Below are 25,237 nucleotides of genomic sequence, written 5' to 3' on the forward strand. Positions count from 1 at the left end.
CAATCTGCGCATGCGGAATCCGCTGGGCGGCCTCGGCCGGCCCAAACCGCGCGATGTGCTGGCCGGGTTGGTGACCGGGCTGTTCTCGATTCCCGAAGGAATGGCCTACGCCAGCATCGCCGGATTCAACCCGGTGCTCGGCCTGTACTCGGGCATCGTGCCAGGCATCGTCGCGTCGCTTCTTGCCCGCACCGTGCTGATGGTGACGACACTGACCAGTGCCATCGCACTATCGTCGCGCAGCGTCCTCAACGAGGCTGGGCTGGATCCGGGCGACCCGGCGAATGTCGCGGCGTTGGCCGTGGTAGTGGGCGCCGTGATGGCGATTTTCGGGCTGCTGAAGTTCGGGTCGATCATGAGTTTTGTCAGCAACGCCGTGATGACCGGCTTCTCCACCGGCATCGCCGTGCAGATAGTCGCCGGGGTGCTCGGCGATGCGACGGGCTATAAACCCCGGAGCGGCAACACCATTGGCAAGATTGTCGATTGGCTGGTCCACATCGGACGGTGGCATCCGCATGCGGTGGCCGTGGCCGTCGGCACCATCGTCGTGTGGGCGGTATTCCATTTCATCAGGCCGCTCGAGGCGTTCGCGATCTTGCTCGCGCTCGTCGTTGCCACCGGGGTGGTGGCCCTGGCCCGGATCGATGTCGAAACCGTGGGCGACATCGCGTCGATCGCGAATTCGCTACCACCGCTTGTCGTTCCGAACTTCGCTGCCATGCCGGGGCTGCTCGTCGGCGGTGTCGCCGTCGCCCTTGTCGGCCTGGCGCAGGCGGCCAGCATCTCTGCGGCCGCACCGAACCCGGACGGCAGCCGGCCCAACATGTCCCGCGATTTCCTGGCCCAGGGGACGGGCAATCTCGCGGGCGGATTCTTCGGTGCCCTGCCGACCGGCGGCTCGATGTCGCGGACCGGCGTCGCGACATCGGCAGGTGCACAGACCCGGTGGACCGGCGTCTTCGCAGGCATCTGGCTCGCGGTACTGGTTCTGATCGCGGGTTCAGCCGCCGAGATCATCCCGATGCCCGTCATCGGCGGCCTGATCATCGTCATCGGCGTCGAACTCGTGGTGGGCCGGCTCCCCGACATCAAGCTGGTGCTGCGCGTTGCCCCGATATCCGCGCTGGCGATGCTGATCACGTTCGCCGCCACCACGCAACTGCCGCTGCACACAGCGATCCTGATCGGTGTCATCACCTCGCTGGTCCTGTACTGCGTCAAGGCCGCACAGTCCGCGCAACTCGTTGCGCTCGAACCGACCGAGGACGGCCACTGGCGGGTGGCCGCGGTGCCCTCGCGCTGCACCAGTGGCAGCGTGACGGTGCTGCACTATCAGGGAGTCGGGCTGTTCGCCGAGGTGGCCCGTATCGACGAGGAGTGGCCGTCGGTCGCCGACACCCGCAACGCCGTCGTGGTGCTCAGCCTGCGTGCCCTGCCCGACGTGCCGTCGTCCGTCGCGATCAAGGCACTACGACGGTGGGCGGGTGAACTCCACGCACACAACGGCCGGCTGATCATCGCCGGGGTGACGCCGGCGACTGCGCGAATTCTCGCCAGGGGCGGCCTGCCCAACGTGCTCGGGCCGGACGGCATGATCGAGGCGACCGATGAGGTGTTCGGCGCGCTCGACATCGCCGTCGCGCGCGGGCGGCAGTGGGTGGCCGACCGGTAATTGACGGACTTTTGTGCAGCCGTGATTCAAATGGGCCCGCGGCCTATTCGCACGCGCCGTTCGCCGCCCCGATGACGGCCACGATGACGCCGGCCTGCTGTGCCGGTGTCAGGTTCGCCCACGGCGTGTTGAAGTTGCCCGGACCGGTGAAGTCGGGTGCCTGCATCATTTTCAGATAGGGCTCGACCAGTGTCGCGGGGTCGCCTTGCTGGCCGTCCATCCACACTTTCGCGGCGTGGCAGGCCTGCCCGTACTGGGATTCTGTGGAGTCGGCGGGGACATCGACCTTGGTCGTCACCCCACCGGGCGAGACCCCGACCGCGTCGGGTCGGGTCGGCTCGGCGGGAAGCGGCGGCGGCTCGCTGGTCGGGGTCGAGGCGGAGGGGGCCGTCGGGGTCGGGGACGACTTCCCGCTGTTCTCGCCCCCGGACGAACAACCGGCGAGGGCCAGTCCGACCACCGCACTGCACAGCACGAGGCCATAGGGGTGTCTGCGCATCTGCTCAATCTATGCAACACTGGCGGCCGTGATGGAAATGACCTGGTCTGGAGAGTGTTGTCGGCCTTAGCGCCGACCCCGACCCGTTCGTCATTCCCTGGAGTTCCCGATGCTTCCCGCACGATCCGCTGTGTTGCCCCCTGCCGGTATCCCCGCCGTGTCCGCCCCCACCCGGCTCCGGCTGCCCGACCTGCTGCACGCCACTGATGTCGGTGCCGACGACGTGCTGTCCGGCCGGTATGACCACCTGCTGCCACAGGGCGGCCCACCGGCTGACGAACGTTGGTTCACGCGCCTGCACGGTGACGACGAACTGGACATCTGGCTGATCAGCTGGGTGCCCGAACGCTCCACCGAACTGCACGACCACGGTGGCTCGCTCGGCGCGCTGACCGTTGTCTCCGGCGCCCTTCGGGAGACCCGGTGGGACGGGCAGGCCTTGCGGCGCCGTCGGCTACGCGCGGGCGATCAGGCCGGGTTCCCGTTGGGCTGGGTGCACGACGTCGTGTGGACGCCGGAACGCGATCTGTCGGCACCAGTCGCGCCGACGCTGAGCGTGCACGCGTACTCGCCGCCGCTGACGGCCATGTCGTATTACGACGTCACCGAGAGAAACACGCTGCGCCGCAACCGTACCGAGCTCACCGACTCACCCGAGGGGGACTGACTCATGGCCAGCCGCATCGACCGCATCCTCGAGGACGCCCGCACCCGGCTGCGCCGCCTCGCCGCGCGTGACGTGCCGGCAGCACTGGAGCGTGGCGCGTTACTCGTCGACATCCGCCCGCAGGCGCAGCGGCAGCGCGAGGGCGAGGTGCCGTCGGCTCTGGTGATCGAACGCAATGTGCTCGAGTGGCGGTGCGACCCCACCAGCGACGCACGGTTGCCGCAGGCCGTCGGCGACGACGTGGAATGGGTGGTGCTGTGCTCGGAGGGTTACACCTCGAGCCTGGCCGCCGCCGCGCTGGTCGACCTCGGGCTGCACCGTGCCACCGACGTCGTCGGCGGGTATCACGCGCTCAAGGCCGAAGGTGTTCTGGTTTAAGCGTTTTCGTCGTTGCTGAGCAGCGGGCGCAGTTTCTCGGTCTTCTCGGGGGTCCACCCCGGCGGCTCCAAGATGGCTGCCCATGCGTTCGCGACATTCCTGACGTAGACGTGGCCGTGCCCGTCGGGGACGTCTACGGCAACGGCCATGTCGGCGGACACCTGGAGGAACGTCACGATCGGTATCCACTGCATCCGTCCGGACACGTCGTAGCCGCGGGGCTCCCTCAGCCAATCTGGTTCGGCGAACAGCAGATCCGGGTTCCACCACGCGATCGGGTCGGAGGCATGCTGGAGGTAGGCCACCCGCGGATGGTCCCACTGCTCGGCGGGCCTCTTCAGATTGTCCGACCGGGCGGCGAACCGGACGTTCTGACCCTCGTCGTAGATGGGCAGCCACATCGGGGAGCCTTCGTCGCGGTCGCGGGTGAGTTGAGCCCAGATCGTGTTGTTGAACGTCGGCCCGCTGAAGAGCGCGCCGTCGGTCCGCGCCACCAGATTGTTCAGGCTCAGGAACGGCGCTTCGCCGCCGAACGAGCCGAGGCTCTCGCCGAACACCACGAGCCGCGGCCGCTGGGCCTCGGGCATCTCGCGGATCAGCGCGTCGACGGCCTCGAACAGCGCCTGCCCGGCCTGTCGGGCGTTCTCCTTGTCCACCAGGAACGACAGCCAGCTGGGCAGGAACGAGTACTGCATGCTGACGATCGCGGTGTCGCCGTTGTACATGTACTCGAGCGCGGATGCTTCGGCCTCGTTGAGCCAGCCGGTCCCCGTCGTGGTGGCGACGGCGACCACAGCGCGCTGGAGGCCACCCTCGCGCCGCAGTTCCTCGGCCGCCAGCCGGGCCGTCGCCTTGATGCCGTCGGCCGAATGGAGACCCGCATAGGCGCGAATCGGTTCGATGGCCGGCCTGCCGTTGAACTCGGACAGTTCGTCGATCGTCGGTCCGGCCGACACGAAGACCCGGCCCTGATGTCCCAGCGACTCCCAGCTGGCAAGGGACTGAGGGCCACCGGACCGCAACGGCGACATCGGCGCGGGGAAATCGGGATCGGTCTCGTCATTGGCCGCCGCGAACGACGAATTGAGGGTGCTCATCGCGAACCGGACCACGATGCCGTTGAGCAGCGCGATCGTCAGCGCGAGCAGCAGCACGACGACGACGACCGCCGAAACCCGCGGCGGGGCAAAGCGTTCCAGCTGGTGGTCCAGAAAGCGCACCAACCTGCCGACCAGCTGGCCGATCTCGACGAAGAAGAACAGCACGACGATCGACAGGACGGCGGTCAGCGGGTGATCCCAGAACCCCATCCGCGCCACGCCGTCTAGATCGCGCACCTCGTCCTGCCAGGTGTGGAAGTAGATGATCATCAGGATCTGGCCGATGATGCCGATGACGACCAGGACGGTCCACGCCCCTCGCGGTGGGGGCGGACTGGTCTCCTTGGACCGCATGTAGCGCACCAACCACACCGCGAACACGCCCAGGCCGTAGCCGATCGCTCCGGCCGCGCCGCTGACCAGCCCCTGGAACAGCGGTCCGCGGGGGAGCAACGACGGGGTCAGCGAGAACCACAGGAACACCAGGCCCACAGCGGTTCCGGTGAACGTGTAGTGCCGGAGCCACCACGGCCGCTCGGCAGGTTCGCCACGCTGCGGAGCCTCCTTGGTCGGCGCGGCGGTTGCAGTGGCTTCGCCGGTGTCGGTCACGAACGAACTTTATCGGTGGGTGAAGTTCGGGGGGCGCTTCTCCGTGAATGCGTTCATGCCCTCGGTCTGATCGTCGGTGGCAAAGGCAGAGTGGAACAGCCGACGTTCGTAGAGCAAGCCCTCCGCGAGCGTGCTCTCGAAGGCGCGATCGACGGCCTCCTTGGCCATCCGGGACGCCGACAGCGACATTCCGGCGATCGTCGCGGCGACCGCGTTCGCCTCGTCCACCAACGTGTCCGCCGGAACCACCCGCGACACCAGGCCGGCGCGTTCGGCTTCTTCGGCGTCCATGTTGCGTCCGGTCAGGATCAGATCCATGGCCTTGGCCTTGCCGATGGCGCGCGTCAGCCGCTGTGAGCCACCCATGCCGGGCAGCACGCCGAGCTTGATCTCGGGCTGGCCGAATTTCGCTGTGTCGGCGGCGATCAGCAGGTCGCACATCATCGCCAGCTCACACCCGCCCCCGAGCGCGTAGCCCGCAACCGCGGCGACGGTCGGGGTGCGCGTTGCGGCGAATGTCGACCACTGCGCGAAGAAGTCCGCGGCGAACACGTCGGCGAAGGACAGGGCGGACATTTCCTTGATGTCCGCCCCCGCCGCGAATGCCCTCTCGTTGCCGGTGATGATGATCGCGCCGATGCCCGGATCACTGTCGAATTCTGCAGCCGCCGTTGTGACTTCGGTCATCACCTGGCTGTTGAGTGCATTGAGCGCCTTGGGCCGGTTCAGCGTGATCGTACCGACGCGGTCGTCGCGGGTGACGAGAATGGTTTCGTAATTCATGCCTCGACTCCTCCTCGCTGCGGTCCTCGCTCGTTCCTCGCTGCGATCCTCGCTCGTCGTCGTCTTCGGTAATTCATGCCTCGACTCCTCCTCGCTGCGGTCCTCGCTCGTTCCTCGCTGCGATCCTCGCTCGTCGTCGTCTTCGGTAATTCATGCCTCGACTCCTCCTCGCTGCGGTCCTCGCTCGTTCCTCGCTGCGATCCTCGCTCGTCGTCGTCTTCGGTATTTCATCGTTGCTCCTGGTCTAGTCGAATGGTCTAGTCGAAGGTCAGTTCGCGGTCGGCGGGTGCGAAGTATGACTCGATGTCATCAATGGTGACCGCGGCCAGCGACGCCGGCGACCACTTCGGGTTGCGGTCCTTGTCGATGACCTGGGCGCGGATCCCCTCGACGAGATCATGGGAGCGCAGCGCTCCGCAAGAGGTCCGATACTCCTGGCGCAGCACGTCTTCCAGGGTGTCCAGCTTGCCGGCGCGCCGTACCGCCTCGAGTGCCACCGAGACCGACACGGGGGAGCGGGTGGCGATGAGGTTGGCCGCGTCGTTGGCCGGGCCGGCGTCGTGGCCGCGTAGCGCGGCGACGATGTCCTCGACGGTTTCGCCGGCGTAGCAGTCGTCGATCCATTTCCGGTGTGCCAGTACCGGACTCGTGGGCGGCTCCGCGGCATACGAGGACAGCGCGGCATCGACACCGTCGGCGATGACCGCGTCGGTGAATCCGGCGAGTTCGTCGTGGGGGACGAAGTGGTCGGCGAAACCCATAGCGATGGCGTCGGCGCCCCCGAACGGTTCGCCGGTGAGCGCGGCATGGATTCCGACCAGACCGGGCGCGCGGGAGAGGATCAGCGTGCCGCCGACGTCGGGAATGAGGCCGATACCCACTTCGGGCATGGCCATTTTGGTGGTGTCGGTGACCACCCGGACGCCGCCGTGCGCGCTGACACCGACACCGCCGCCCATCACGATGCCGTCCATCAATGCGATGACCGGCTTGGGGTACCGGCTGATATGCCGGTCGAGCAGGTACTCGTCGTACCAGAACTCGCGCGCTTCGGTGCCGTCGCCGCGCGCACTGTGGTAGATCGCGACGATGTCGCCGCCCGCACACAGGCCGCGATCGCCGGCGCCGCGGATCAGGACCGTTTCGACCTCTCCGTCGTGCTCCCACTCGGTCAGGACCCGGTCCATCGCGACGACCATCGCATGGGTGAGCGAATTGATGGCCTGGGGTCGGTTGAGTGTCAAGAGCCCGACGCCACCGTCGACGTGGGCCAGGATTTTGTCGGTTTGAGCGGTCACGCCCGCAGCACCCCTTCGTCGAAGCTTGGAGTTCCTAGTATTCCCGATTGCAATCTAGATCGTTCCCCAGAGTTGATCGGCCGCGGGTAGGGTTTCCTGTGAAAGACCTGGGAGGTTCTCTCGGGAACTGATACGAGGTCTTCGATCGTTGAGCGGATGTTCGGCAATCTGTCGAACCACAGCACAGGAGAGGATCCGACGGTGCGGGAAAGCAGCAACCCGGTATTTCGTTCCCTGCCCAAGACGCAGGGCGGCTATGCACAGTTCGGTACCGGAGCCGCCGGCTACGGTGCGCAGGCGGTACAGGCCGAGCCATATGTGGGGCAGTACCCCGACCAGCGGCAGACGGGTGTTTCCCGGCCGCTGACCATCGACGACGTCGTCACCAAGACCGGCATCACGCTGGCCGTGCTGACCGCGGTCGCGGTCGTTTCCTACTTCCTGATCGCCCAGAATCTGTCACTGGCCACCCCGTTCGCCGTCGTCGGCGGTCTCGGTGGTCTGGTCCTGGTGCTGATCGCAACGTTCGGCCGCAAGCAGGACAGCCCGGCGATCGTGCTGAGCTACGCGGCGCTGGAGGGTCTGTTCCTCGGCGCGATCTCCTTCATCCTGGCCAACGTCTACGTGTCGAACGTCAGCGCAGGTGCGTTGATCGGCCAGGCGGTGTTGGGCACGATCGGTGTGTTCGCGGGCATGCTCGTCGTCTACAAGACCGGTGCCATTCGGGTCACGCCGAAATTCACCCGCTTCATCGTCGCCGGCCTGTTCGGTGTGCTGGCGTTGATGCTCGGTAACTTCCTGCTCGCGATGTTCGGCGTGGGCGGCGGCGAAGGTCTCGGCCTGCGCAGCGGCGGCCCGATCGCCATCCTCTTCTCGCTGCTCTGCATCGGCCTCGCGGCGTTCAGCTTCCTGATCGACTTCGACGCTGCCGACCAGATGATCCGCGCAGGCGCCCCGGAGAAGGCCGCATGGGGCATCGCCCTCGGCCTGACCGTGACGCTGGTGTGGCTCTACATCGAGATCCTCAACCTGCTCAGCATGTTGAACCGGAACTAGTAAACCTGCGAGAAAAGCCCGGCATGACTACGTGCCGGGCTTTTTCGGGTCTCGTGCCTGGCTGCCTCGACATCGCCGAAACTGCTCACAGATCGCGATCGATCCACAAATCACGATCTGACCGCATTCTCGGCGGCCCCGACAGGCGAGAGTCGGACGATGGAAATGTTCTACCGCCCGTTCGTCGGTAGCGAGGCAATCGCCAACGGAGCGCTTGGCAAACATGAGCTTCGAGCCCAATACAAGGCGTTGTTTCCCGATGTATACGTGCCGAAGGGCGCGGTTCTCACCATTCAAGAGCGAGCCCACGCCGCGTGGCTGTACTCCCATCGTCAGGGTGTTGTCGCGGGGCTGACGGCGTCGGCGCTCCACGGTGCGAAATGGGTGGACGAGCGCGAGCCCATCGAGATCGTTTGGTCGAACGCCCGACGCCCGCACGGGCTGCAGACCTACGACATCAGACTGCGCCGCGAGGAATTTGCCGGATTGAACGGCCTCCCTGTCACGACGCCGGCACGTACCGGCTTCGACATAGCGCGGCGCGGTCGCCTCGACGACGCAGTGGCCCGCGTCGATGTGCTCGGAAACGCCACCGGACTCACCGCCGAGTCGGTCTATGCGGTCGCCCGTCGACACCGCGGTGCCCGGGGGCTGCGTCGCCTCGAGGCCGTGCTGGATCTCTACGACCCTGGCGCGGCCTCGCCGAAGGAGACGTGGCTGCGACTGCTGATCATTCGCGCCGGCTTTCCACGACCGCAGACGCAGATTCCGATGGTGAGCCCCGACGGGCGCCGGCAGTACTACCTCGACATGGGATGGAAGGAACTGAAGCTGGCCGCGGAGTACGACGGCGAGCAGCACCGCGTCGACCCAGTCCAATTCGCCTACGACATCCAGCGATCCGAGGATCTCGACGAGCTCGGTTGGACACGGGTGAGGGTGGTGAAGGAGAACTGTCCCGCGGATATCATTCGCCGAATCGAGCGCGCCTGGGCATCGAGACTGCGGACAGATCGCGAAATCTCATGATTCTGCGATCTCTCCGCAGTTTCGGCGCAGGTGTGAGTCGGCGGAGGTGTCAGGACAGCCGCTCGATGATCATCGCCATGCCTTGGCCGCCGCCGACACACATCGTCTCGAGGCCGAACGTCTTGTCATGGGTGGTCAGGTTGTTCAGCAGCGTGGCGGTGATACGCGCACCCGTCATGCCGAACGGGTGGCCCAGTGCGATCGCGCCGCCGGAGACGTTCAGCTTGTCGGCGTCCATCCCCAGTTCGCGGGCCGAGCCGAGCACCTGCACCGCGAACGCCTCGTTGATCTCGTAGAGGTCGATGTCGTCGATCGTCATGCCGGCGTTGGCCAGTGCCTTGCGTGTCGCCTCGATCGGGCCCAGGCCCATGATCTCCGGCGACAGCCCGGACACACCGGTCGCGACGATGCGGGCCAGCGGCTTCAGGCCGAGATCCCTGGCCCTGGTATCGGACACGATCACCACCGCCGCGGCGCCGTCGTTCAGCGGGCAGGCGTTGCCGGCCGTGATGGTGCCGTTCGGCCGGAACACCGGCTTGAGCTGGCTGACCGCCTCGTAGGTGGTGCCGGCCCGCGGGCCGTCGTCCGTGGCGACGGTCGAGCCGTCGGGCAACGTCACCGGCGCGATCTCGCGATCGAAGAAGCCGCTCTTGATGGCCTCCTCAGCCCGGTTCTGGCTGCGCACGCCCCAGTGGTCCTGCTCCTCGCGGCTGATGCCGGTCATCAAGGCCACGTTCTCCGCGGTCTGACCCATCGCGATGTAGAAGTCGGGCAGCACGCCATCCTGACGCGGGTCATGCCATTCGTCGGCGCCGGCCGCGGCTTGTGCGCTGCGCTGCTCGGCATCAGCGAACAGTGCGTTGTGCGAGTCCGGCCAGCCATCCGACGTGCCCCGGGGAAAACGCGAAACGGTCTCCACCCCAGCGGAGATGAACGCACTACCCTCGCCGGCCTTGATGGCGTGGAACGCCATCCGGGTGGTCTGCAGCGACGACGAGCAGTACCGGTTCACCGTGGTGCCGGGCAGGAAGTCATAGCCCAGTTCGACGGCGACGGCGCGGCCGATGTTGAAACCGGCCTCGCCGCCGGGCTGACCGCAACCCATCATCAGGTCGTCGATGTCCTTCGGGTCCAGCCCAGGCACCTTGTCCAGCGCCGCGCGGACCATCTGCACGGCGAGATCATCGGGCCGCATCTCGACCATAGAACCCTTCGCGGCGCGGCCGATCGGCGAACGCGCAGTCGAAACGATGACTGCTTCAGGCATGACGGCTCCTCAATCGACTGACTCGACACCATCGAGCAGATGGACAACCTAGCCCGCGGTCACCACGATGGGCGCGGGGACCCCAGTCGAGCGTCGCCACAGCCTGCTCAGGTTGCCGACCCGGGCCAACAGCGAAGTGCCCTCGGGCGATCGCGATTCCAGCGCATCTTCAGACACCGGGTGGCCGATGAACTCTGGCAGGGCTTTACCGAGGGCGGGAAGCAATTGGTTGGCCGCCAACGCGTATCCGGCCGCCGAAGGATGGAACATGTCGTGCGAGAACAGCACCTCGGGCATCTTGCGGAATTCGGGCGCCAGCAGATCGGAGAACGGTACCGGGATGCCGCCGGCCGACCGGATCTCGGAGGCCTGGGCACGTGCGAGGCGCAACCCGCGGCTGCGCGCCACCCAGCGCAGCGGCTGCGGGATTGCGGTGATGACGCCGAAGTCCGGGCAGGTGCCGACGACGACGACGGCGCCGCTGGCGCGCAACCGCCGGACCGCCCGGCCCACCCGGCGTGCCGAGGGCCCGATGCCGTTCGGCTTGGTGATGTCGTTCGCGCCGATCATGATCACGGCCGCGTCCGGCGGGGGACCGGCTACGAACATGGCGTCGATCTGACCCGCCAGGCCCTTCGACGTCGCCCCGACGATCGCCTTCGTGCTCAACCGGACGCGCTTTCCGGACTCCTCGGCCAGTCCACGGGCGACCAGCACGCCGGGCAGTTCGTCGGCGCTCTGGCAGCCATAGCCGGCGGCGGTCGAGTCGCCGAAGATCATCAGGTGCAGGTCGACCGCGAGGCCGCGGTACCAGCGTTCGACCGGGCCGCCGCCCGGGGAGTAAACGCCATCGGCGCGCGGCGGGATGTCCCACGACTTCGGTATCAGTCGTCGAGCCTTGTCGGCCTGCCCGCTCAGCAGGTTGCGGGCCCCGACGTACGCGGAACCCGTCGACGCGAGTCCGGCCGCCGCCGCCAGGGCGATGGTCGTCCGACGCGGTGCACGTATGCCCACCCCGTCAGTTTAAGTGGGAATTTTCGGCTTATCAGCGTGGCATGAACCACCCCGGCGGTCACAGTGCGGTATCAAGTGCGGTATCGATTTCGACTCGTTGATTGTTGAACTGGTTGTAGGGTGTCAAGCTAAGTCCGTTGGGTTAGCTCAGTAAACGCTGGACACCCCGGCACTACGATTGCGTAGGAGTGGTGGCGATGACGGCACCGAGCAAGGTATCCCGGTCGATTTACGCTGGAGTCAGCCCAGCTAGAGCCCGTAAACCGCGTAAATTTCCGGTTAGCGACGGAGCGCCTCTCGAGATTGTGGAGGACGGCCCGAGCATTGCTGGAAGGCTGGTATCACTGGCGGCTCTGCTAACAATCAAGCCAACTCTGGCTATTGGCAGCTACGCTCCGCGACTGCCGTGGCCCTGGGGTCTGGTCGACTTCGCCTCTCGCGTCTTGCGGCCTGCTCCCGGCACCGTGCGCGCCACCATCGGACTGCCGAACTGCACCGCGCAACTCGTGCGTGCCGACGGCGTGTTGCCCGCCGACGGCAACCGTAGCGTCATCCTCTACATGCACGGTGGGGCGTTCCTGACCTGCGGCGCGAACTCACACGGCCGGCTGGTGACGGCGCTATCGCGCTACGCGGACAGCCCTGTCCTGGTGGTCAACTACCGGATGATCCCGAAGAACTCGGTCGGGATGGCGCTGGACGATTGTTACGACGCCTACGAGTGGCTGCGGCTGAAGGGTTACGAGCCCGACCAGATCGTGCTGGCCGGTGACTCGGCCGGTGGTTATCTGGCGCTCGCGCTGGCCGAGAAGCTGCAGGCCGAAGGCCTCCAGGGAGAAACGCCCGCCGCCATCGTCACCATGTCACCGCTGTTCGAGATCGACAACGAAGCCCGGGCGAACCATCCCAACACCCGCACCGATGCCATGTTTCCGCCCAAGGCGTTCCATGCGCTGGTCGAGCTCATAAAAGAGGCCGCGGAACATCACCTCGTCGACGGAAAACCTGAAGAGGTCTACGAGCCGCTGGACCACATCGAGCCCGGCCTTCCGCGCACCCTGATCCATGTATCGGGGTCCGAAGTCCTCGTCAGCGACGCCCGCAAGGCGGCCCACATGCTGGCCGCCGCCGGGGTGCCCGTAGAGATCAAGGTATGGCCCGGCCAGATGCACGTGTTTCAGCTGGCCGCGCCGGCGGTGTCGGAGGCCACCAGGTCGCTGCGCCAGATCGGCGATTACATCCGCGAGGCCACCTGGTAGCACCGCCGCAGGGAGGCCGCCTATCTCCGCGGCCGCGGGCCTGAGACGATAAACGTATGCGGATCGCGCGGCACATCAGTGAGCTCATCGGCAATACCCCTCTGGTTGAGCTGAACTCGGTTGTCCCCGAAGGTGCCGGCACCGTCGCGGCAAAGATCGAGTACCTCAATCCGGGCGGCAGCGCCAAAGACCGCATCGCGGTCAAGATGATCGACGCCGCCGAGGACAGCGGTGAGCTGCGACCCGGTGGCACCATCGTCGAGCCCACGTCGGGAAACACCGGAGTGGGATTGGCGCTGGTGGCCCAGCAGCGCGGCTACAAATGCATCTTCGTCTGCCCAGACAAGGTCAGCGAGGACAAGCGGAATGTGTTGCGCGCCTATGGCGCTGACGTCGTAGTCTGCCCGACTGCGGTGCCGCCCGACCATCCCGACAGCTACTACAGCGTCTCCAACCGGCTCGTCGAGGAGATCGACGGTGCGTGGAAGCCCGACCAGTATTCCAATCCGATGGGCCCGGCCAGCCACTACGAAACCACGGGGCCGGAGATCTGGGCCGACACCGACGGCAAGGTGACGCATTTCGTCGCCGGCGTCGGCACCGGAGGCACCATCACCGGCGCAGGCCGCTATCTCAAGGAGGTCTCGGGGGGTCAGGTGAAGATCGTCGGCGTCGACCCCGAGGGGTCGGTGTACTCCGGTGGCACCGGGCGGCCATACCTCGTCGAGGGTGTCGGCGAGGACTTCTGGCCGTCCGCCTACGACCCGACGGTGCCCGACGAGATCATCGCGGTCTCCGACGCCGATTCATTCGAGATGACCCGACGGCTGGCCCGCGACGAGGCGCTACTGGTCGGCGGGTCATGCGGCATGGCTGTCGTGGCGGCGGTCAAGGTCGCCGAACAGGCGGGCCCGGACGCATTGGTCGTCGTCCTGCTGCCCGATGGCGGAAGAGGTTATCTCTCAAAAGTTTTCAACGACGCGTGGATGTCGTCGTACGGATTCCTGCGCAGCCGTCTCGACGGATCGGTCGAAGAGTTCACGGTCGGCGACGTGCTGCGCCGCAAGTCCGGTGCGTTGCCCGACCTGGTCCACACGCATCCGTCGGAGACCGTCCGCGACGCCATCGGCATCCTTCGGGAGTACGGGGTTTCGCAGATGCCGGTGGTCGGGGCCGAACCGCCGGTGATGGCGGGCGAGGTAGCGGGCAGTGTCTCTGAGCGCGAACTGTTGTCCGCGGTCTTCGAGGGCCGCGCGAAGCTCGCCGACGCCGTCTCGCAACACATGAGCCCGCCGATGCCGCTGATCGGGGCAGGCGAAATGGTCAGCACCGCCGCCAAGTCCTTGCGTGAATGCGACGCGGTGATGGTGGTCGAGGAGGGTAAGCCCGTCGGCGTGCTGACCCGTCACGATCTGCTCGGCTTCCTGTCCGACGGTCAGACCCGCCGCTAACACTGTGCACCGGCCGTCTCGCTAAAGCTGGCAAAGGATCATCCCGCCGTCATCCGGGCCGAAATATGCCAGCAGACGACGTCGTCCGCCCGTGATCAAGATCTTGCCAGAAGCCCTGCTGACGACGGCTTCTCCGGTAGGGTAGGCACCGCTCGTTCCCAGCTAAAAGATCACTGGAAGGCGTCCATGACCGATCAACCGCCACCCGGGAACTACCCGCCTCCTCCGCCTCCGCCCGGCGGTTATCCGCCGCCTCCTCCGTCTCACGGCGGCGGTTACCCACCGCCACCACCGCCCGGTGGTGGCTACGCACCGCCGCCACGGCAGGCCGGTTACGGGCAAGCGCCCGCGGGTCCGGCGCTGGGAGCACTGCCCGCAGAGGCGTACACCCCGTGGATGACCCGGGTGCTGGCGTGGTTGATCGACGTCATTCCGGTGGTCATCCTTGAAGGCATCGGCTGGGGTTTGCTGCTGGGCACCCGCGAGACGGCGTGTATCACCGATACGTCGGAGTACGACCTCGGCGAGTTCTGCGCCAGCGGCGCCTCCACGCTCGGCCAGGTGTCTGTCGCGATTACCGGGATTCTCGCCATAGCGTATTGGGTCTGGAACCTCGGCTATCGACAGGGCACTACGGGCTCCAGCATTGGCAAGTCGATCATGAAGTTCAAGATAGTCAGCGAAAAGACTTGGCAGCCAATCGGTTTCGGCATATCGCTCGTTCGCGAAGTCATTTACTGGGTGGGCGCCGGGCTTTGCTTCGGGATTCTCTGGCTCGTCGCGGTGCTGTTCCCGCTCTGGGATCACAAGCGGCAGACGTTGGTGGACAAGATTTTCTCCAACGTCGCCGTACCGATTTAGGCCCGGAAGGTTCGCATGACCGATCACTCGCCCCCGCCGCCGGGGAACTACCCACCGCCGCCTCCTGGCGGTGGTTACCCGCCGCCGCCTCCGGGGGGCGGCTACCCTCCGCGCCCCGGTGACGGATACTCGCCACCACCGGGCGGATACCCCCCGCCACAGTCCGGCTATCGGCCGTCGCCGCAGGGTGGGCCTGGGTACCCGCCGGCCTCGGCTGGGCCGGGTCCGGCGCTGCCGACTGAGGCTTACACCCCGTGGTTGACCCGGGTGCTGGCGTGGCTCATCGACAATGTCCCGGCCTTCATCGTGCTGGGCATCGGGTACGGCGTCGCCTTCGGCACCGCCGACAACCGGTGCGTCGGCGGCGACGGCGGTTACGACTACGGGGTCTACTGCACGTCGAACTTCTCGACGATCGGTGTGATCCTGCTCGCCCTGGCCTACATCGTGTCGGCCGCCTACTGGGTGTGGAACTGGGGCTACCGGCAGGGAACCACGGGTTCGAGCATTGGCAAGTCGGTGATGAAGTTCCGCGTCGTCAGCGAAAAGACCTGGCGGCCAATCGGCTTCGGGTTGTCGATCGTGCGACAGCTGGCGCACATCATCGATGGGGCCATCTGCTACATCGGCTACTTGTTCCCGCTGTGGGATGCCAAGCGTCAGACGCTCGCCGACAAGATCATGACCACCGTCTGTGTGCCGCTGGAGGCCCCGCGCCTCAACCCGCAGCCGCCGCCATCGCAGGAGTTCCGCCCGCAGTAGCGAGGTTCATCGGAAGGCGCTGACTCCGGTCAGCGCCTCCCCGATGACCATCTGATGCACCTCGGACGTGCCCTCGTAGGTCAGCACGGACTCGAGGTTGTTGGCGTGCCGGATCACCGGGTATTCCAGGGTGATCCCATTGGCGCCCAACAGTGTCCGACATTGCCGGGCGATCTTGATCGCCTCGCGCACATTGTTCAGCTTGCCGAGGCTGACCTGTTCCGGCCGGATGCGGTCCTCGTCCTTGAGCCGGCCCAGATGCAGCGCGAGCAACTGCGCCTTGGCCAGCTCGACGGCCATATCTGCAAGCTTCGCCTGTGTCAGTTGATATCCCGCCAGCGGTTTGTCGAAGACTTCGCGGGTGCCGACGTAGTCCAGCGTGGTCTCCAGGCAGTCCCGGGCGGCGCCGACGCTGCCGAACACGATGCCGAAACGCGCCTCCGACAGGCAGCTCAACGGGCCCGCGAGACCACTGGCATCGGGCAGCTGGGCATCGGCGGGTAGCCGGACGTCGTCGAAGTGCAGCTCGGAGGTGACCGACGCCCGCAAGGAGAGTTTGTGGGTCATGTCCCGGGTCGTGAACCCCGGCGTGCCCGCGGGCACGATGAATCCGATGATGCCTTCCTTGGAGCGGGCCCACACGATCGCGATATCGGCGACCGAGCCGTTGGTGATCCACATTTTGGAACCGTTGAGGATCCAGTCGGAGCCGTCGCGACGCGCCGTGGTGCGCATGCCCCCGGGGTTGGATCCGTAGTCCGGCTCGGTCAGCCCGAAGCAGCCGATCACGTCGCCGGTGGCCATCGCGGGTAGCCACCGGTTGCGCTGGTCTTCGCTGCCCCATCGGTAGATGGCGAACATCGCCAATGAGCCCTGCACCGACACCAGGCTGCGCAGCCCGCTGTCGACCGCCTCGAGTTCCTGGCACACCAATCCGAAGGCGGTCGCGGTCGAGCCGCCACATCCGTACCCCTTCAGATGCATGCCCAGCAGACCGAGCTTGCCCAGGTCGGAAGCCAGTTCGCGGACCGGCACCTCGGCTGATTCGAACCAGTCGGCGACGTGGGGGCGTAGCCGCTGCTCGCCGAACCGTCGCACGGTCTGGCGCAACTCGATGTCCTCGGGTGTCAGCAGCGAGTCGACGTCGACCAGATCGTCGATCCGGCCACTCGCGGAGCCTGAAGTCATGATCCATGTCTACACCGCGCGGCGCGCCGCCTCCGCATCGTTACCCTGATCCGTGATGAGTGAGCAGCGAAGGTATCAGGGCCTGGCGACCAAGGCGATCCACGCGGGGTTTCGCCCCGATCCCGGCACCGGCGCCGTCAACGCGCCGATCTATGCCAGTTCGACGTTTGCGCAGGACGGCGTCGGCGGCCTGCGCGGCGGGTTCGAGTATGCGCGCACCGGAAATCCGACCCGGCTGGCGCTGGAGGCATCGCTGGCCGCGGTGGAGGAGGCGGCGTTCGGCCGGGCGTTCAGTTCGGGGATGGCCGCTACCGACTGTGCACTGCGTGCGCTGCTGCGCCCGGGGGATCACGTCGTGATGCCCGATGACGCCTACGGCGGCACGTTCCGGCTGATCGACAAGGTGTTCACGCAGTGGGGCATCCACTACACCGCGGCCGCGCTGTCCGACCTCGATGCCGTCCGCGCGGCGGTCACCCCGAACACGAAATTGATCTGGGTCGAGACACCCACCAACCCGTTGCTGTCCATCGCCGACATCAGCGGTATCGCCGCGGTCGCCGGGGCGTCGGAGACCAAGGTGTTAGTAGACAACACTTTTGCCTCTCCGGCGTTGCAGCAGCCGCTGCTGCTGGGCGCCGACATCGTGCTGCACTCCACCACCAAGTACATCGGCGGGCATTCCGACTTGGTGGGCGGCGCCCTGCTGACCAACGACGAGGAACTCGACGCGGCGTTCGGTTTCCTGCAGAACGGCGCCGGCGGGGTACCGGGGCCGTTCGACGCCTACCTGGCCATGCGAGGCCTCAAGACACTGGTGTTGCGGATGCAGCGGCACAGCGAGAATGCCGCGGTGATCGCCGAATTCCTGGATGGGCATCCGGCCATCGAAACGGTGCTCTACCCCGGGCTGCCGTCGCATCCGGGACACCGGGTCGCCGCCAAGCAGATGAGCGCATTCGGCGGTATGGTGTCGGTCCGGTTACGCGGTGGACCGCAGGCCGCGCGCGACTTCTGCTCGCGCACTGAGGTGTTCATTCTCGCCGAATCGCTCGGTGGGGTGGAGTCGCTGATCGAGCACCCCGGAGCGATGACGCACGCGTCGACCGCGGGATCACAGCTCGAGGTGCCCGACGATCTGGTCCGGCTGTCCGTCGGCATCGAGGATCTTGCCGACCTGCTGGCCGATTTGGAGCAGGCGCTAGGTTAACGCCGCCCGCACCGCCGAGGCGGTGACGGCCAGATTCACTTCGGCCAGCGCTGTCGGGTATTCGTCCACCCAACTGCCGCTGGCGATCTCACCGGCCCGCGCGTGCACCCAGCGCCAGCCCCTGTCGTTGAGGCTGAGCAGCGCCCCGAGACCGTCCACCGCGTGCAGCAGGGAGACGATCGCGGCCGTCGACGGAGTGGGTGGCCGACCGTCGAACAGCGCCGCCAGCAACGCCGACCTCGCCTGGGTGACGCGCTGACGGTTGGTGAGCGGCCAGGCGTACGGACGGCTGAATCGCTTGGATTGCAGGCGGATTCGGCGAATCTGACCGGTCCGCTCGAGGTGGTGGGTGAGATCGTCCTGAGTATGTTTGCCGAGCCGCTTCAGCGCGGTCACCGGGCGCAGCGGTTCGCGCTGCAGCAGCCCGAACGCCGGCGCGACGACGGGATCGAGAGGTCCGGGTGTGGCGAGGACGATCAGCCGGCCGGGCTCTACCTGCTCGCCGGCCACCGCTGGCCGGATCCGGCAGCTGTGCGCGAGGTCCAGCAACACCGCGGCGGCCAGTACGCGGTCGCGGCGCGCACGGTCCAGCCCCGGCTGGGCGGACGCGTTGTCCAGTAGCAGGAGAAACAGGTCTTCGGCGATCTGCGCCATGAGCGGACTGTAATCGCGACCGCGCCGGCCGGTCGCGTCAGGAGTGGTAGGGCTCCGCGCTGACGAGGGTCACCTTGACGGTGTTCCCGTTGGGCACGGTGTAGCTGCGGCTCTCGCCGACCTTGGCGTCGATCAGCGCCTCACCCAGCGGCGACTTGGGTGAATACACCTCGAGCTTGCCGTCGCTGACGCCCTCCTGGCGGGTGGCGATCAGGAAGGTCTCGGTGTCGCTCTTGTCGTCGTTGTAATACACCTTTACGACAGAGCCGGGCAACGCCACGCCGGACTGCTTGGGCGCCTCACCCACCTTGGCGTTGTTCAGCAGCTCCTGCAGCAGGCGAATGCGCGCTTCCTGCTGGCCCTGCTCCTCGCGGGCGGCGTGGTAGCCACCGTTCTCGCGGAGGTCGCCCTCCTCGCGTCGGTCGTTGATCTCCGCGGCGATGACGGGGCGGTTGGCGATCAGCTGATCGAGCTCTGCCTTCAGCCGGTCATGCGCCTCCTGGGTCAGCCAGGTGACCTGAGTGTCGGTCATGTCGTCGCGCTCCTGTCGTCGTTGCTCTCGCGCATCTTCGCGTAAGAAATGTCGTGAGTACGCCGCCGGGAGCCCGTAGTTGTATTGCCGCTATGGTCAACGATTAACCGCGCACTAAATGCAGCAATACACGGCCCCAGCGGGAACCGTGTATCGGACTATTCTAGCACCGCCGCGACAGCGATTTTTCACGTATTCGCAGTATGCCGTTTGTTGCACCGCCCACCGCCGTGGCCTAGGGCGCCACCAGGTAGGACGGCACGTCGGTGCCGCAGCCGTAGACATCGCCGACGACCGGTTTGGGGCTGGCCCGCACGATCGTGGTGACCTGGACGGTGGATTGCTGCGACGGGGGTACCAGCACTTCGCGGCGGCCGGTCTCGCTGCCGTCGACGGCGCGGGCCCGCACGATGCAGACCACCGGCTGCGACGGGTTGTCCCGGGTGACGGTGATCGTCACCTGGACGGTCTCGTTGTCGACCAGCTGATAGCCGCCCAGCTCGCCCTTCACCTCGCCGGTGCCCAGCCGCTGCGAGGCGACCAGTGCCAACGCGACACCGAGGCCCAGAACCAGCACGGTCAGACCGACGGCGATCCAGCGACGGTTGCTGCGCGTCAGCCGCTGCCGCCCATAGCGGGCGGCGGGACGCTCGATCATGTCGTTTTGTATGCCCGTCGGTCGGATAGATCTACAGAACTGGAACTATAGGACTACCCCAAATGGTTGAAACGTCCGTCAAACGCCGACCGACAGGGTCGGCACAGGTGAGCAGGTAAGAGGGAACAGGTTGAGCGAACTGCGGTTGATGGCCGTGCACGCCCACCCGGACGACGAGTCCAGCAAGGGCGCTGCCACCATGGCGCGCTACGTGGACGAGGGCGTGCGCGTCCTCGTCGTGACGCTGACCGGGGGCGAACGTGGCGACATCCTCAACCCGGCGATGGACCTGCCCGAGGTGCACGGACGGATGGCCGACATCCGGCGCGACGAGATGGCGAAGGCCGCCTCGATCCTCGGCGTCGAACACACGTGGCTGGGCTTCGTCGATTCAGGTCTGCCCGAGGGGGACCCCCTGCCGGCGCTGCCCGAGGGTTGCCTCGGGGTGGTGCCGCTGGAGGAACCGACGGAGGCTCTGGTGCGGGTGATCCGGAAGTTCAAGCCGCACGTCCTGACGACGTACGACGAGAACGGCGGCTACCCGCACCCGGACCACATCCGGACCCATCAGGTGTCGGTGGCCGCCTACGAAGCGGCAGGCGATTTCCTGCTCTTCCCGGATGCCGGCGAGCCGTGGGAGGTGGCAAAGCTGTATTACAACCATGGCTTCCTGCGCAAGCGCATGCAGCTTCTGCAGGACGAGTTCGCCAAGCACGGCCTGGAAGGGCCGTTCGAGAAATGGCTGAAGCACTGGGACGCCGAGCGCGACATCTTCGACAAGCGGGTGACCACCAGAATCGAGTGTTCCAAGTACTTCGCGCTGCGTGACGACGCCCTGCGCGCCCACGCGACGCAGATCGACCCCAACGGCGACTTCTTCCGGGCGCCGATCGAATGGCAGCAGCGGCTCTGGCCGACAGAGGAATACGAACTCGCGCGCTCGCGGGTGCCGGTGTCCCTGCCCGAGACCGATCTGTTCACGGGGATCGAGCCCGGTCGGTGAACGGCACGCTGGCGGTGGGTCTGGATCTGATGACGGGTCTGCTGGCCGACGACGCCCCCCGCGATACCGGCCCGGATTTCGGCAAGGCCAGCCCGTTCGGGCTGATCGTCGTCGTCCTGCTGCTGATCGGCACCTTCCTGCTGGTGTGGTCGATGAACCGGCACCTACGCAAGCTGCCGCAGTCGTTCGACCGCGGCGGCCCCGATGCGGACCAGAACGTCGACGCCGGCGCCGACCAAGGCACCGTCGGCGTCGACCCTGACCTGACCACGGAGTCGCCGACCGATGGGAAAAAGCGTGAGCCCGGCGGGTAACACCCTCGGCGCGGCGACCAGTCCGTACCTGCGCCAGCACGCCGACAACCCCGTGTACTGGCGGCAGTGGACTCCCGAGGCGCTGGCCGAGGCCGCGACCCGTGACGTGCCGATCCTGTTGTCCATCGGCTACGCCGCCTGCCACTGGTGCCACGTGATGGCCCACGAATCGTTTGAGGACGACCGGGTGGCCGCGGTGATGAACGACGGCTTCGTCTGCATCAAGGTGGATCGCGAGGAGCGCCCCGACATCGACGCCGTCTACATGAACGCGACCGTGGCGCTCACCGGTCAGGGCGGCTGGCCGATGACGTGTTTCCTCACCCCTGACGGCCGACCCTTCTTCTGCGGCACCTACTACCCGAAACCGAACTTCCTGCACCTGCTCGCCGCGGTCTCCGAAACGTGGCGCGACCGCCGCGGCGAGGTGGAAGAGGCCTCCGACCGAATCGCCGGTGAGTTGCGCTCGATGGCTTCGGGCCTTCCCGGGGGCGGCCCTCCGGTGCAGCCCGCGCTCTGCGACCACGCTGTCGCGGCGGCTCTGCAGGATGAGGACATCGAACGGGGCGGGTTCGGTGGTGCGCCGAAGTTCCCGCCGTCGGCGCTGCTGGAGGCGTTGCTGCGCAACCATGAGCGCACCGGTGACGTGCTGCCGCTGGAAACCGTCGAGCGCACCTGCACGGCGATGGCCCGTGGCGGCATCTACGACCAGCTCGCCGGCGGGTTCGCGCGGTACAGCGTGGACGCCTCGTGGGTGGTGCCGCACTTCGAGAAGATGCTCTACGACAACGCCCAGCTGCTGCGTGTCTATGCGCACTGGGCACGTCGGACATCGAAGCCGCTGGCGCGCAAGGTGGCTACCGAGACGGCCAGATTCATGGTGGATGAGTTGGGCGTTGACGGCATGCTCACCTCGTCGCTCGACGCCGACGCCGACGGCAGGGAAGGCCTGACATACGCGTGGACCCCCGCCCAATTGCGAGAGGTGCTCGGCGAGGACGACGGACGTTGGGCCGCACAGCTTTTCGCTGTCACGGAGTCCGGGACGTTCGAACACGGCAGTTCGGTGCTGCAGTTGCACACCGACCCCGACGACGTCGGCCGGTTCGACCGGGTGCGTACCGCGCTGCTGGCCGCACGCCTGACCCGGCCGCAGCCGGGACGCGACGACAAGGTGGTCAGTGGATGGAACGGGCTGGCGATCACGGCGCTCGCCGAGGCCAGCGTCGCGCTGACCCGCCCCGAATTACTCGATGCCGCAACGCAATGCGCCCGCGCCGTCATCGATCTCCATATCGTCGACGGCCGGCTGCGCAGGGCCAGCCTCGGTGGCCGCGTCGGCGACAGCGCGGCCATCCTCGAAGACCATGCGATGCTCGCCACGGGCCTGCTGACGCTCTATCAGTTGACCGGCGAGCGCTCCTGGCTGGACACTGCCACGGCATTGCTCGATGTCGCGCTCGACCATTTCGCCGACCCGGACCGCGACGGCCGCTGGTTCGACACCGCCGACGACGCCGAGCAGCTGATGGTGCGCCCGTCGGATCCGCTCGACGGTGCCACCCCGTCTGGCGCCTCGTCGATCGCCGAGGCGCTAATGCTGGCTGCGCGTTTGGCCTCCGCCGACCGGGCCGGGCGGTATGCGGCCGCGGCCGATGCCACGCTGGCCAGCGCGACGCCGGTGCTGGCCCGGTTGGCACGTTCCGGCGGACACTGGCTGGCCGTCGCGGAGGCCGTGGTGCGCGGACCGATCCAGGTGGCGGTGGCGTGCGATCCCGGGCGCTCGGAGCTGCTGGCCGCCGCGCGCACGCTCGCGCCTGGTGGCGCCGTCGTCGTCGGCGGGCCGGTCGATTCGACCGAGTTGCTCATCGATCGCGACCGCGTGAACGGAGCCGACGCGGCCTACGTGTGCCGTGGTCAGGTCTGCGACCTACCGGTCACCACCACCACCGAACTCGCTGTGGCACTGGGCATTGCCGTGTAGCGTGCGGCGCATGTCCACGCCGGAAGACAACGCCGAGACGGTCAACCGCTACCTCGAGCTGGCCTCGCAGGGTCGCGCCGACGACGTCGCCGACCTTTACGCCTCAGACGGCACCGTCGAGGATCCGGTCGGGGGAGAAGTGCACATCGGGCATGCGGCGATCCGCGGCTTTTACGCCGGCCAACCGCTCACAGATGCCGAATTCGAAGTGTTCACGTTGCGCGCGCTCGGCAGCGAGGTGGCGTTCTACTGGTCGCTGATATTCGTTCTCGGCGAAAACCGGCTGCGCATCGAGATCATCAGCGTGATGACGTTCGACGACGAGGGCAAGATCGCGTCGATGAAGGCCTACTGGGGACCGGAGAACGTCACGCGGCTCTAGAACGACACGCCTCTAGAACACCGCGAACCACATCGCGATGTAGTGGCAGATCGCTGCCACCGCGGTGCAGGCGTGGAAGAACTCGTGGTGACCGAATGTCGAGGGCCACGGGTTCGGCCACTTGAGCGCGTAGAGCACACCGCCGATGCTGTAGAGGGCGCCGCCGACAATCAGCAGCACCAGCGCGGCGACGCCCGCGCCCTCCATGATCGGACCGACGAACCACGCGGCGACCCAGCCCAGGAGCAGGTAGAGCGGCACGCCGACCCACCGTGGCGCCGACGGCCAGAACATCTTGAGGAACACCCCGACGATCGCCCCGCACCAGACGATCCAGAACAGCACCCAGCCCTTTTCCGACGGGAGGGCCAGCAGGGCAAACGGCGTGTAGCTGCCGGCGATGAACACGAAGATCATCGAGTGGTCGGCGCGCTTCATCCACTTGCGTGCCGTCTGCGATGTCCAGGTCACCCGGTGATAGGCGCCGCTCACTCCGAACATGGCCACGATCGTGCAGGTGTAGAGGAGCGTGGCCAGACCCGCACGTGTCCCCTCGAGCGCCCACGACACCGACACCAGTGCGGCGCCCGCGACGAACGCGACCACGGCGGCGTAGACGTGGATCCAGCCCCGGGCCCGGGGCCTGCCGAAGAACTTCTCGACGCGTTCGACGACGGCTTCCGGGAGATCCTCGGCGAATGCGCGTGGTGGCGGCTGCTGAGCCTCGTCAGCGGAGTCCATCTGAGCCATGTCACCTCCACTAATGGCATGGGGGTTCACGTCGGTCACAGTAGTCTGGATCTTCGTGGACATCATTCCTCCGCGGCTCAAGGAACCGATGTACCGGCTCTACGAGATGCGGCTGCTGCAGGGCCTGTCCTCGTCGAAAGCGGTACTGCCCCGCCACATCGCCGTGCTGTGCGACGGGAACCGGCGCTGGGCGCGTGAGGTAGGTCACGAGGATGTCAGCTTCGGCTACCGGGCCGGCGCCCGCAAGATCGCCGAAATGCTGCGCTGGTGCCAGGAAGCCGGCATCGAAATGGCCACCGTCTACTTACTGTCCACCGAGAACCTGCAGCGCGACCGTGACGAGCTGTCGCCGCTCATCGAGATCATCACCGACGTCGTCGAGGAGATCTGCGCCCCCGCCAACCGCTGGAGCGTCCGCACGGTCGGCGATCTGGAGCTGATCGGCGAGGAGCCCGCGCGGCGGCTCCGCGAGGCCGTCCTTTCCACAGAAGCGGCTGCTGGGTCGTTCCATGTCAACGTCGCCGTCGGATACGGGGGTCGTCAGGAGATCGTCGACGCGGTGCGCGCGCTGCTCGGCAAGGAATTGGCCAACGGCGCGAGCGGCGATCAGCTGATCGAGGCCGTCACCGCCGAAGCCATCTCGGAGAATCTCTATACCTCCGGACAACCCGACCCCGACCTGGTCATCCGCACCTCGGGTGAGCAGCGGTTGTCGGGGTTCCTGCTGTGGCAGAGCGCGTACTCGGAGATGTGGTTCACCGAGGCTTACTGGCCCGAGTTCCGGCGGGTGGACTTCCTGCGTGCGCTGCGCGATTACACGGCCCGCCATCGCCGGTACGGCAAATGAGAGACTT

General features: G+C 66.9%; 26 protein-coding genes. 15 read left to right on the forward strand and 11 right to left on the reverse strand.

What is annotated here, in order from left to right; translation table 11 throughout:
• Positions 1-10 precede the first annotated feature (10 nt).
• On the forward strand, positions 11-1,675 hold the full coding sequence (locus tag ACVWWN_RS13710; protein WP_457144389.1) for a SulP family inorganic anion transporter: 1,665 nt from the start codon (positions 11-13) through the stop codon (positions 1,673-1,675).
• Between the two features lie 43 nt (positions 1,676-1,718).
• On the opposite strand, the gene ACVWWN_RS13715 is transcribed toward ACVWWN_RS13710, so the two are convergent.
• A complete protein-coding gene (locus tag ACVWWN_RS13715) occupies positions 1,719-2,174 on the reverse strand; it encodes a lipoprotein LpqV (protein ID WP_457144390.1) in 456 nt (151 codons plus the stop codon).
• Positions 2,175-2,283: 109 nt separating this feature from the next.
• On the opposite strand from ACVWWN_RS13715, the gene ACVWWN_RS13720 reads away from it, so the two are divergent.
• A complete protein-coding gene (locus ACVWWN_RS13720) occupies positions 2,284-2,841 on the forward strand; it encodes a cysteine dioxygenase (RefSeq protein WP_457144391.1) in 558 nt (185 codons plus the stop codon).
• Positions 2,842-2,844: 3 nt separating this feature from the next.
• Positions 2,845-3,219 (forward strand): rhodanese-like domain-containing protein, encoded by a 375-nt coding sequence (locus ACVWWN_RS13725; protein ID WP_457144392.1) that lies wholly within the window; start codon positions 2,845-2,847, stop codon positions 3,217-3,219.
• On the opposite strand, the gene ACVWWN_RS13730 is transcribed toward ACVWWN_RS13725, so the two are convergent.
• From ACVWWN_RS13730 to ACVWWN_RS13740, 3 genes are all read right to left on the reverse strand, one after another.
• Positions 3,216-4,928, reverse strand: coding sequence for an alpha/beta hydrolase (locus ACVWWN_RS13730; RefSeq protein ID WP_457144393.1), 1,713 nt, complete (start codon positions 4,926-4,928; stop codon positions 3,216-3,218). The two genes, ACVWWN_RS13725 and ACVWWN_RS13730, sit on opposite strands and share 4 nt — an antisense overlap.
• Positions 4,929-4,937: 9 nt before the next feature.
• Positions 4,938-5,711, reverse strand: coding sequence for an enoyl-CoA hydratase (locus ACVWWN_RS13735; RefSeq protein WP_457144394.1), 774 nt, complete (start codon positions 5,709-5,711; stop codon positions 4,938-4,940).
• 257 nt (positions 5,712-5,968) lie between these two features.
• Positions 5,969-7,009: an enoyl-CoA hydratase/isomerase family protein gene (locus ACVWWN_RS13740; RefSeq protein WP_457144395.1), complete on the reverse strand. Its 1,041-nt coding sequence runs from the start codon at positions 7,007-7,009 to the stop codon at positions 5,969-5,971.
• A gap of 201 nt (positions 7,010-7,210) precedes the next feature.
• Here ACVWWN_RS13740 and ACVWWN_RS13745 point away from each other — a divergent pair, with 201 nt between their 5' ends.
• Together ACVWWN_RS13745 and ACVWWN_RS13750 are read left to right on the forward strand one after the other, a co-directional pair.
• Positions 7,211-8,065, forward strand: a complete 855-nt coding sequence (locus tag ACVWWN_RS13745) for a Bax inhibitor-1/YccA family protein (RefSeq protein ID WP_457149117.1) — start codon at positions 7,211-7,213, stop codon at positions 8,063-8,065.
• Between the two features lie 165 nt (positions 8,066-8,230).
• Positions 8,231-9,094 carry a DUF559 domain-containing protein gene (locus ACVWWN_RS13750; protein WP_457149118.1) on the forward strand — a complete coding sequence of 288 codons (864 nt, stop codon included), beginning with the start codon at positions 8,231-8,233 and terminating at the stop codon, positions 9,092-9,094.
• A gap of 49 nt (positions 9,095-9,143) precedes the next feature.
• Here the strand turns inward: ACVWWN_RS13750 and ACVWWN_RS13755 are convergent, their stop codons facing one another.
• Both ACVWWN_RS13755 and ACVWWN_RS13760 read right to left on the reverse strand, forming a co-directional pair.
• Positions 9,144-10,361, reverse strand: a complete 1,218-nt coding sequence (locus ACVWWN_RS13755) for an acetyl-CoA C-acetyltransferase (protein ID WP_457144396.1) — start codon at positions 10,359-10,361, stop codon at positions 9,144-9,146.
• Positions 10,362-10,409: 48 nt separating this feature from the next.
• On the reverse strand, positions 10,410-11,375 hold the full coding sequence (locus tag ACVWWN_RS13760; protein WP_457144397.1) for an SGNH/GDSL hydrolase family protein: 966 nt from the start codon (positions 11,373-11,375) through the stop codon (positions 10,410-10,412).
• Between the two features lie 197 nt (positions 11,376-11,572).
• On the opposite strand from ACVWWN_RS13760, the gene ACVWWN_RS13765 reads away from it, so the two are divergent.
• The 4 genes from ACVWWN_RS13765 (at position 11,573) to ACVWWN_RS13780 (ending at position 15,708) form a co-directional block, all read left to right on the forward strand.
• Positions 11,573-12,634, forward strand: coding sequence for an alpha/beta hydrolase fold domain-containing protein (locus tag ACVWWN_RS13765; protein WP_457144398.1), 1,062 nt, complete (start codon positions 11,573-11,575; stop codon positions 12,632-12,634).
• A gap of 56 nt (positions 12,635-12,690) precedes the next feature.
• Positions 12,691-14,085 carry a cystathionine beta-synthase gene (locus ACVWWN_RS13770; RefSeq protein WP_457144399.1) on the forward strand — a complete coding sequence of 465 codons (1,395 nt, stop codon included), beginning with the start codon at positions 12,691-12,693 and terminating at the stop codon, positions 14,083-14,085.
• A gap of 186 nt (positions 14,086-14,271) precedes the next feature.
• A complete protein-coding gene (locus ACVWWN_RS13775) occupies positions 14,272-14,946 on the forward strand; it encodes an RDD family protein (RefSeq protein WP_457144400.1) in 675 nt (224 codons plus the stop codon).
• 15 nt (positions 14,947-14,961) lie between these two features.
• Positions 14,962-15,708: an RDD family protein gene (locus tag ACVWWN_RS13780; protein ID WP_457144401.1), complete on the forward strand. Its 747-nt coding sequence runs from the start codon at positions 14,962-14,964 to the stop codon at positions 15,706-15,708.
• 6 nt (positions 15,709-15,714) lie between these two features.
• Here ACVWWN_RS13780 and ACVWWN_RS13785 read toward each other — a convergent pair whose 3' ends face one another.
• Positions 15,715-16,896, reverse strand: a complete 1,182-nt coding sequence (locus ACVWWN_RS13785) for an acyl-CoA dehydrogenase family protein (RefSeq protein ID WP_457144402.1) — start codon at positions 16,894-16,896, stop codon at positions 15,715-15,717.
• A 55-nt stretch (positions 16,897-16,951) separates the two neighbouring features.
• On the opposite strand from ACVWWN_RS13785, the gene ACVWWN_RS13790 reads away from it, so the two are divergent.
• Positions 16,952-18,106, forward strand: a complete 1,155-nt coding sequence (locus tag ACVWWN_RS13790; protein WP_457144403.1) for a cystathionine gamma-synthase — start codon at positions 16,952-16,954, stop codon at positions 18,104-18,106.
• Here the strand turns inward: ACVWWN_RS13790 and ACVWWN_RS13795 are convergent.
• The 3 genes from ACVWWN_RS13795 to ACVWWN_RS13805 all read right to left on the reverse strand — a co-directional run bounded on the left by ACVWWN_RS13795 (position 18,098) and on the right by ACVWWN_RS13805 (position 19,950).
• Positions 18,098-18,760 (reverse strand): GOLPH3/VPS74 family protein, encoded by a 663-nt coding sequence (locus tag ACVWWN_RS13795; protein ID WP_457144404.1) that lies wholly within the window; start codon positions 18,758-18,760, stop codon positions 18,098-18,100. The genes ACVWWN_RS13790 and ACVWWN_RS13795 overlap by 9 nt on opposite strands.
• Before the next feature lie 37 nt (positions 18,761-18,797).
• Positions 18,798-19,292 (reverse strand): transcription elongation factor GreA, encoded by a 495-nt coding sequence (gene greA, locus ACVWWN_RS13800; RefSeq protein ID WP_457144405.1) that lies wholly within the window; start codon positions 19,290-19,292, stop codon positions 18,798-18,800.
• A gap of 235 nt (positions 19,293-19,527) precedes the next feature.
• Complete coding sequence (locus tag ACVWWN_RS13805) at positions 19,528-19,950, reverse strand: DUF4307 domain-containing protein (RefSeq protein ID WP_457144406.1); 423 nt, start codon at positions 19,948-19,950, stop codon at positions 19,528-19,530.
• A gap of 130 nt (positions 19,951-20,080) precedes the next feature.
• On the opposite strand from ACVWWN_RS13805, the gene mca reads away from it, so the two are divergent.
• Genes mca through ACVWWN_RS13825 form a run of 4 tightly spaced genes read left to right on the forward strand, consistent with a single transcriptional unit; the run spans position 20,081 to position 23,633 of the window.
• Positions 20,081-20,953, forward strand: a complete 873-nt coding sequence (mca, locus tag ACVWWN_RS13810; RefSeq protein ID WP_457144407.1) for a mycothiol conjugate amidase Mca — start codon at positions 20,081-20,083, stop codon at positions 20,951-20,953.
• 29 nt (positions 20,954-20,982) lie between these two features.
• Positions 20,983-21,267: a hypothetical protein gene (locus ACVWWN_RS13815; RefSeq protein WP_457149119.1), complete on the forward strand. Its 285-nt coding sequence runs from the start codon at positions 20,983-20,985 to the stop codon at positions 21,265-21,267.
• On the forward strand, positions 21,239-23,251 hold the full coding sequence (locus ACVWWN_RS13820) for a thioredoxin domain-containing protein (RefSeq protein ID WP_457144408.1): 2,013 nt from the start codon (positions 21,239-21,241) through the stop codon (positions 23,249-23,251). The genes ACVWWN_RS13815 and ACVWWN_RS13820 overlap by 29 nt, the downstream gene beginning before the upstream one ends.
• A 10-nt stretch (positions 23,252-23,261) precedes the next feature.
• A complete protein-coding gene (locus ACVWWN_RS13825) occupies positions 23,262-23,633 on the forward strand; it encodes a nuclear transport factor 2 family protein (RefSeq protein WP_457144409.1) in 372 nt (123 codons plus the stop codon).
• 12 nt (positions 23,634-23,645) lie between these two features.
• Here ACVWWN_RS13825 and trhA read toward each other — a convergent pair whose 3' ends face one another.
• On the reverse strand, positions 23,646-24,383 hold the full coding sequence (trhA, locus tag ACVWWN_RS13830) for a PAQR family membrane homeostasis protein TrhA (protein WP_457144410.1): 738 nt from the start codon (positions 24,381-24,383) through the stop codon (positions 23,646-23,648).
• Between the two features lie 55 nt (positions 24,384-24,438).
• On the opposite strand from trhA, the gene ACVWWN_RS13835 reads away from it, so the two are divergent.
• A complete protein-coding gene (locus ACVWWN_RS13835) occupies positions 24,439-25,230 on the forward strand; it encodes a (2Z,6E)-farnesyl diphosphate synthase (RefSeq protein WP_457144411.1) in 792 nt (263 codons plus the stop codon).
• Positions 25,231-25,237 lie beyond the last annotated feature (7 nt).

It is taken from the genome of Mycobacterium sp. URHB0021, from assembly GCF_054057895.1.

What these genes read in the sequence shown, in the direction of transcription:
- ACVWWN_RS13710 (WP_457144389.1), top strand. Translation starts at nt 11, where the DNA reads ATGCGGAATCCGCTGGGCGGCCTCGGCCGGCCCAAACCGCGCGATGTG.
- ACVWWN_RS13715 (WP_457144390.1), bottom strand. Translation starts at nt 2,174, where the DNA reads ATGCGCAGACACCCCTATGGCCTCGTGCTGTGCAGTGCGGTGGTCGGA.
- ACVWWN_RS13720 (WP_457144391.1), top strand. Translation starts at nt 2,284, where the DNA reads ATGCTTCCCGCACGATCCGCTGTGTTGCCCCCTGCCGGTATCCCCGCC.
- ACVWWN_RS13725 (WP_457144392.1), top strand. Translation starts at nt 2,845, where the DNA reads ATGGCCAGCCGCATCGACCGCATCCTCGAGGACGCCCGCACCCGGCTG.
- ACVWWN_RS13735 (WP_457144394.1), bottom strand. Translation starts at nt 5,711, where the DNA reads ATGAATTACGAAACCATTCTCGTCACCCGCGACGACCGCGTCGGTACG.
- ACVWWN_RS13750 (WP_457149118.1), top strand. Translation starts at nt 8,231, where the DNA reads ATGTTCTACCGCCCGTTCGTCGGTAGCGAGGCAATCGCCAACGGAGCG.
- ACVWWN_RS13755 (WP_457144396.1), bottom strand. Translation starts at nt 10,361, where the DNA reads ATGCCTGAAGCAGTCATCGTTTCGACTGCGCGTTCGCCGATCGGCCGC.
- ACVWWN_RS13765 (WP_457144398.1), top strand. Translation starts at nt 11,573, where the DNA reads ATGACGGCACCGAGCAAGGTATCCCGGTCGATTTACGCTGGAGTCAGC.
- ACVWWN_RS13770 (WP_457144399.1), top strand. Translation starts at nt 12,691, where the DNA reads ATGCGGATCGCGCGGCACATCAGTGAGCTCATCGGCAATACCCCTCTG.
- ACVWWN_RS13775 (WP_457144400.1), top strand. Translation starts at nt 14,272, where the DNA reads ATGACCGATCAACCGCCACCCGGGAACTACCCGCCTCCTCCGCCTCCG.
- ACVWWN_RS13780 (WP_457144401.1), top strand. Translation starts at nt 14,962, where the DNA reads ATGACCGATCACTCGCCCCCGCCGCCGGGGAACTACCCACCGCCGCCT.
- ACVWWN_RS13785 (WP_457144402.1), bottom strand. Translation starts at nt 16,896, where the DNA reads ATGACTTCAGGCTCCGCGAGTGGCCGGATCGACGATCTGGTCGACGTC.
- ACVWWN_RS13790 (WP_457144403.1), top strand. Translation starts at nt 16,952, where the DNA reads ATGAGTGAGCAGCGAAGGTATCAGGGCCTGGCGACCAAGGCGATCCAC.
- ACVWWN_RS13795 (WP_457144404.1), bottom strand. Translation starts at nt 18,760, where the DNA reads ATGGCGCAGATCGCCGAAGACCTGTTTCTCCTGCTACTGGACAACGCG.
- greA (WP_457144405.1), bottom strand. Translation starts at nt 19,292, where the DNA reads ATGACCGACACTCAGGTCACCTGGCTGACCCAGGAGGCGCATGACCGG.
- ACVWWN_RS13805 (WP_457144406.1), bottom strand. Translation starts at nt 19,950, where the DNA reads ATGATCGAGCGTCCCGCCGCCCGCTATGGGCGGCAGCGGCTGACGCGC.
- ACVWWN_RS13815 (WP_457149119.1), top strand. Translation starts at nt 20,983, where the DNA reads ATGACGGGTCTGCTGGCCGACGACGCCCCCCGCGATACCGGCCCGGAT.
- ACVWWN_RS13820 (WP_457144408.1), top strand. Translation starts at nt 21,239, where the DNA reads ATGGGAAAAAGCGTGAGCCCGGCGGGTAACACCCTCGGCGCGGCGACC.
- ACVWWN_RS13825 (WP_457144409.1), top strand. Translation starts at nt 23,262, where the DNA reads ATGTCCACGCCGGAAGACAACGCCGAGACGGTCAACCGCTACCTCGAG.
- trhA (WP_457144410.1), bottom strand. Translation starts at nt 24,383, where the DNA reads ATGGCTCAGATGGACTCCGCTGACGAGGCTCAGCAGCCGCCACCACGC.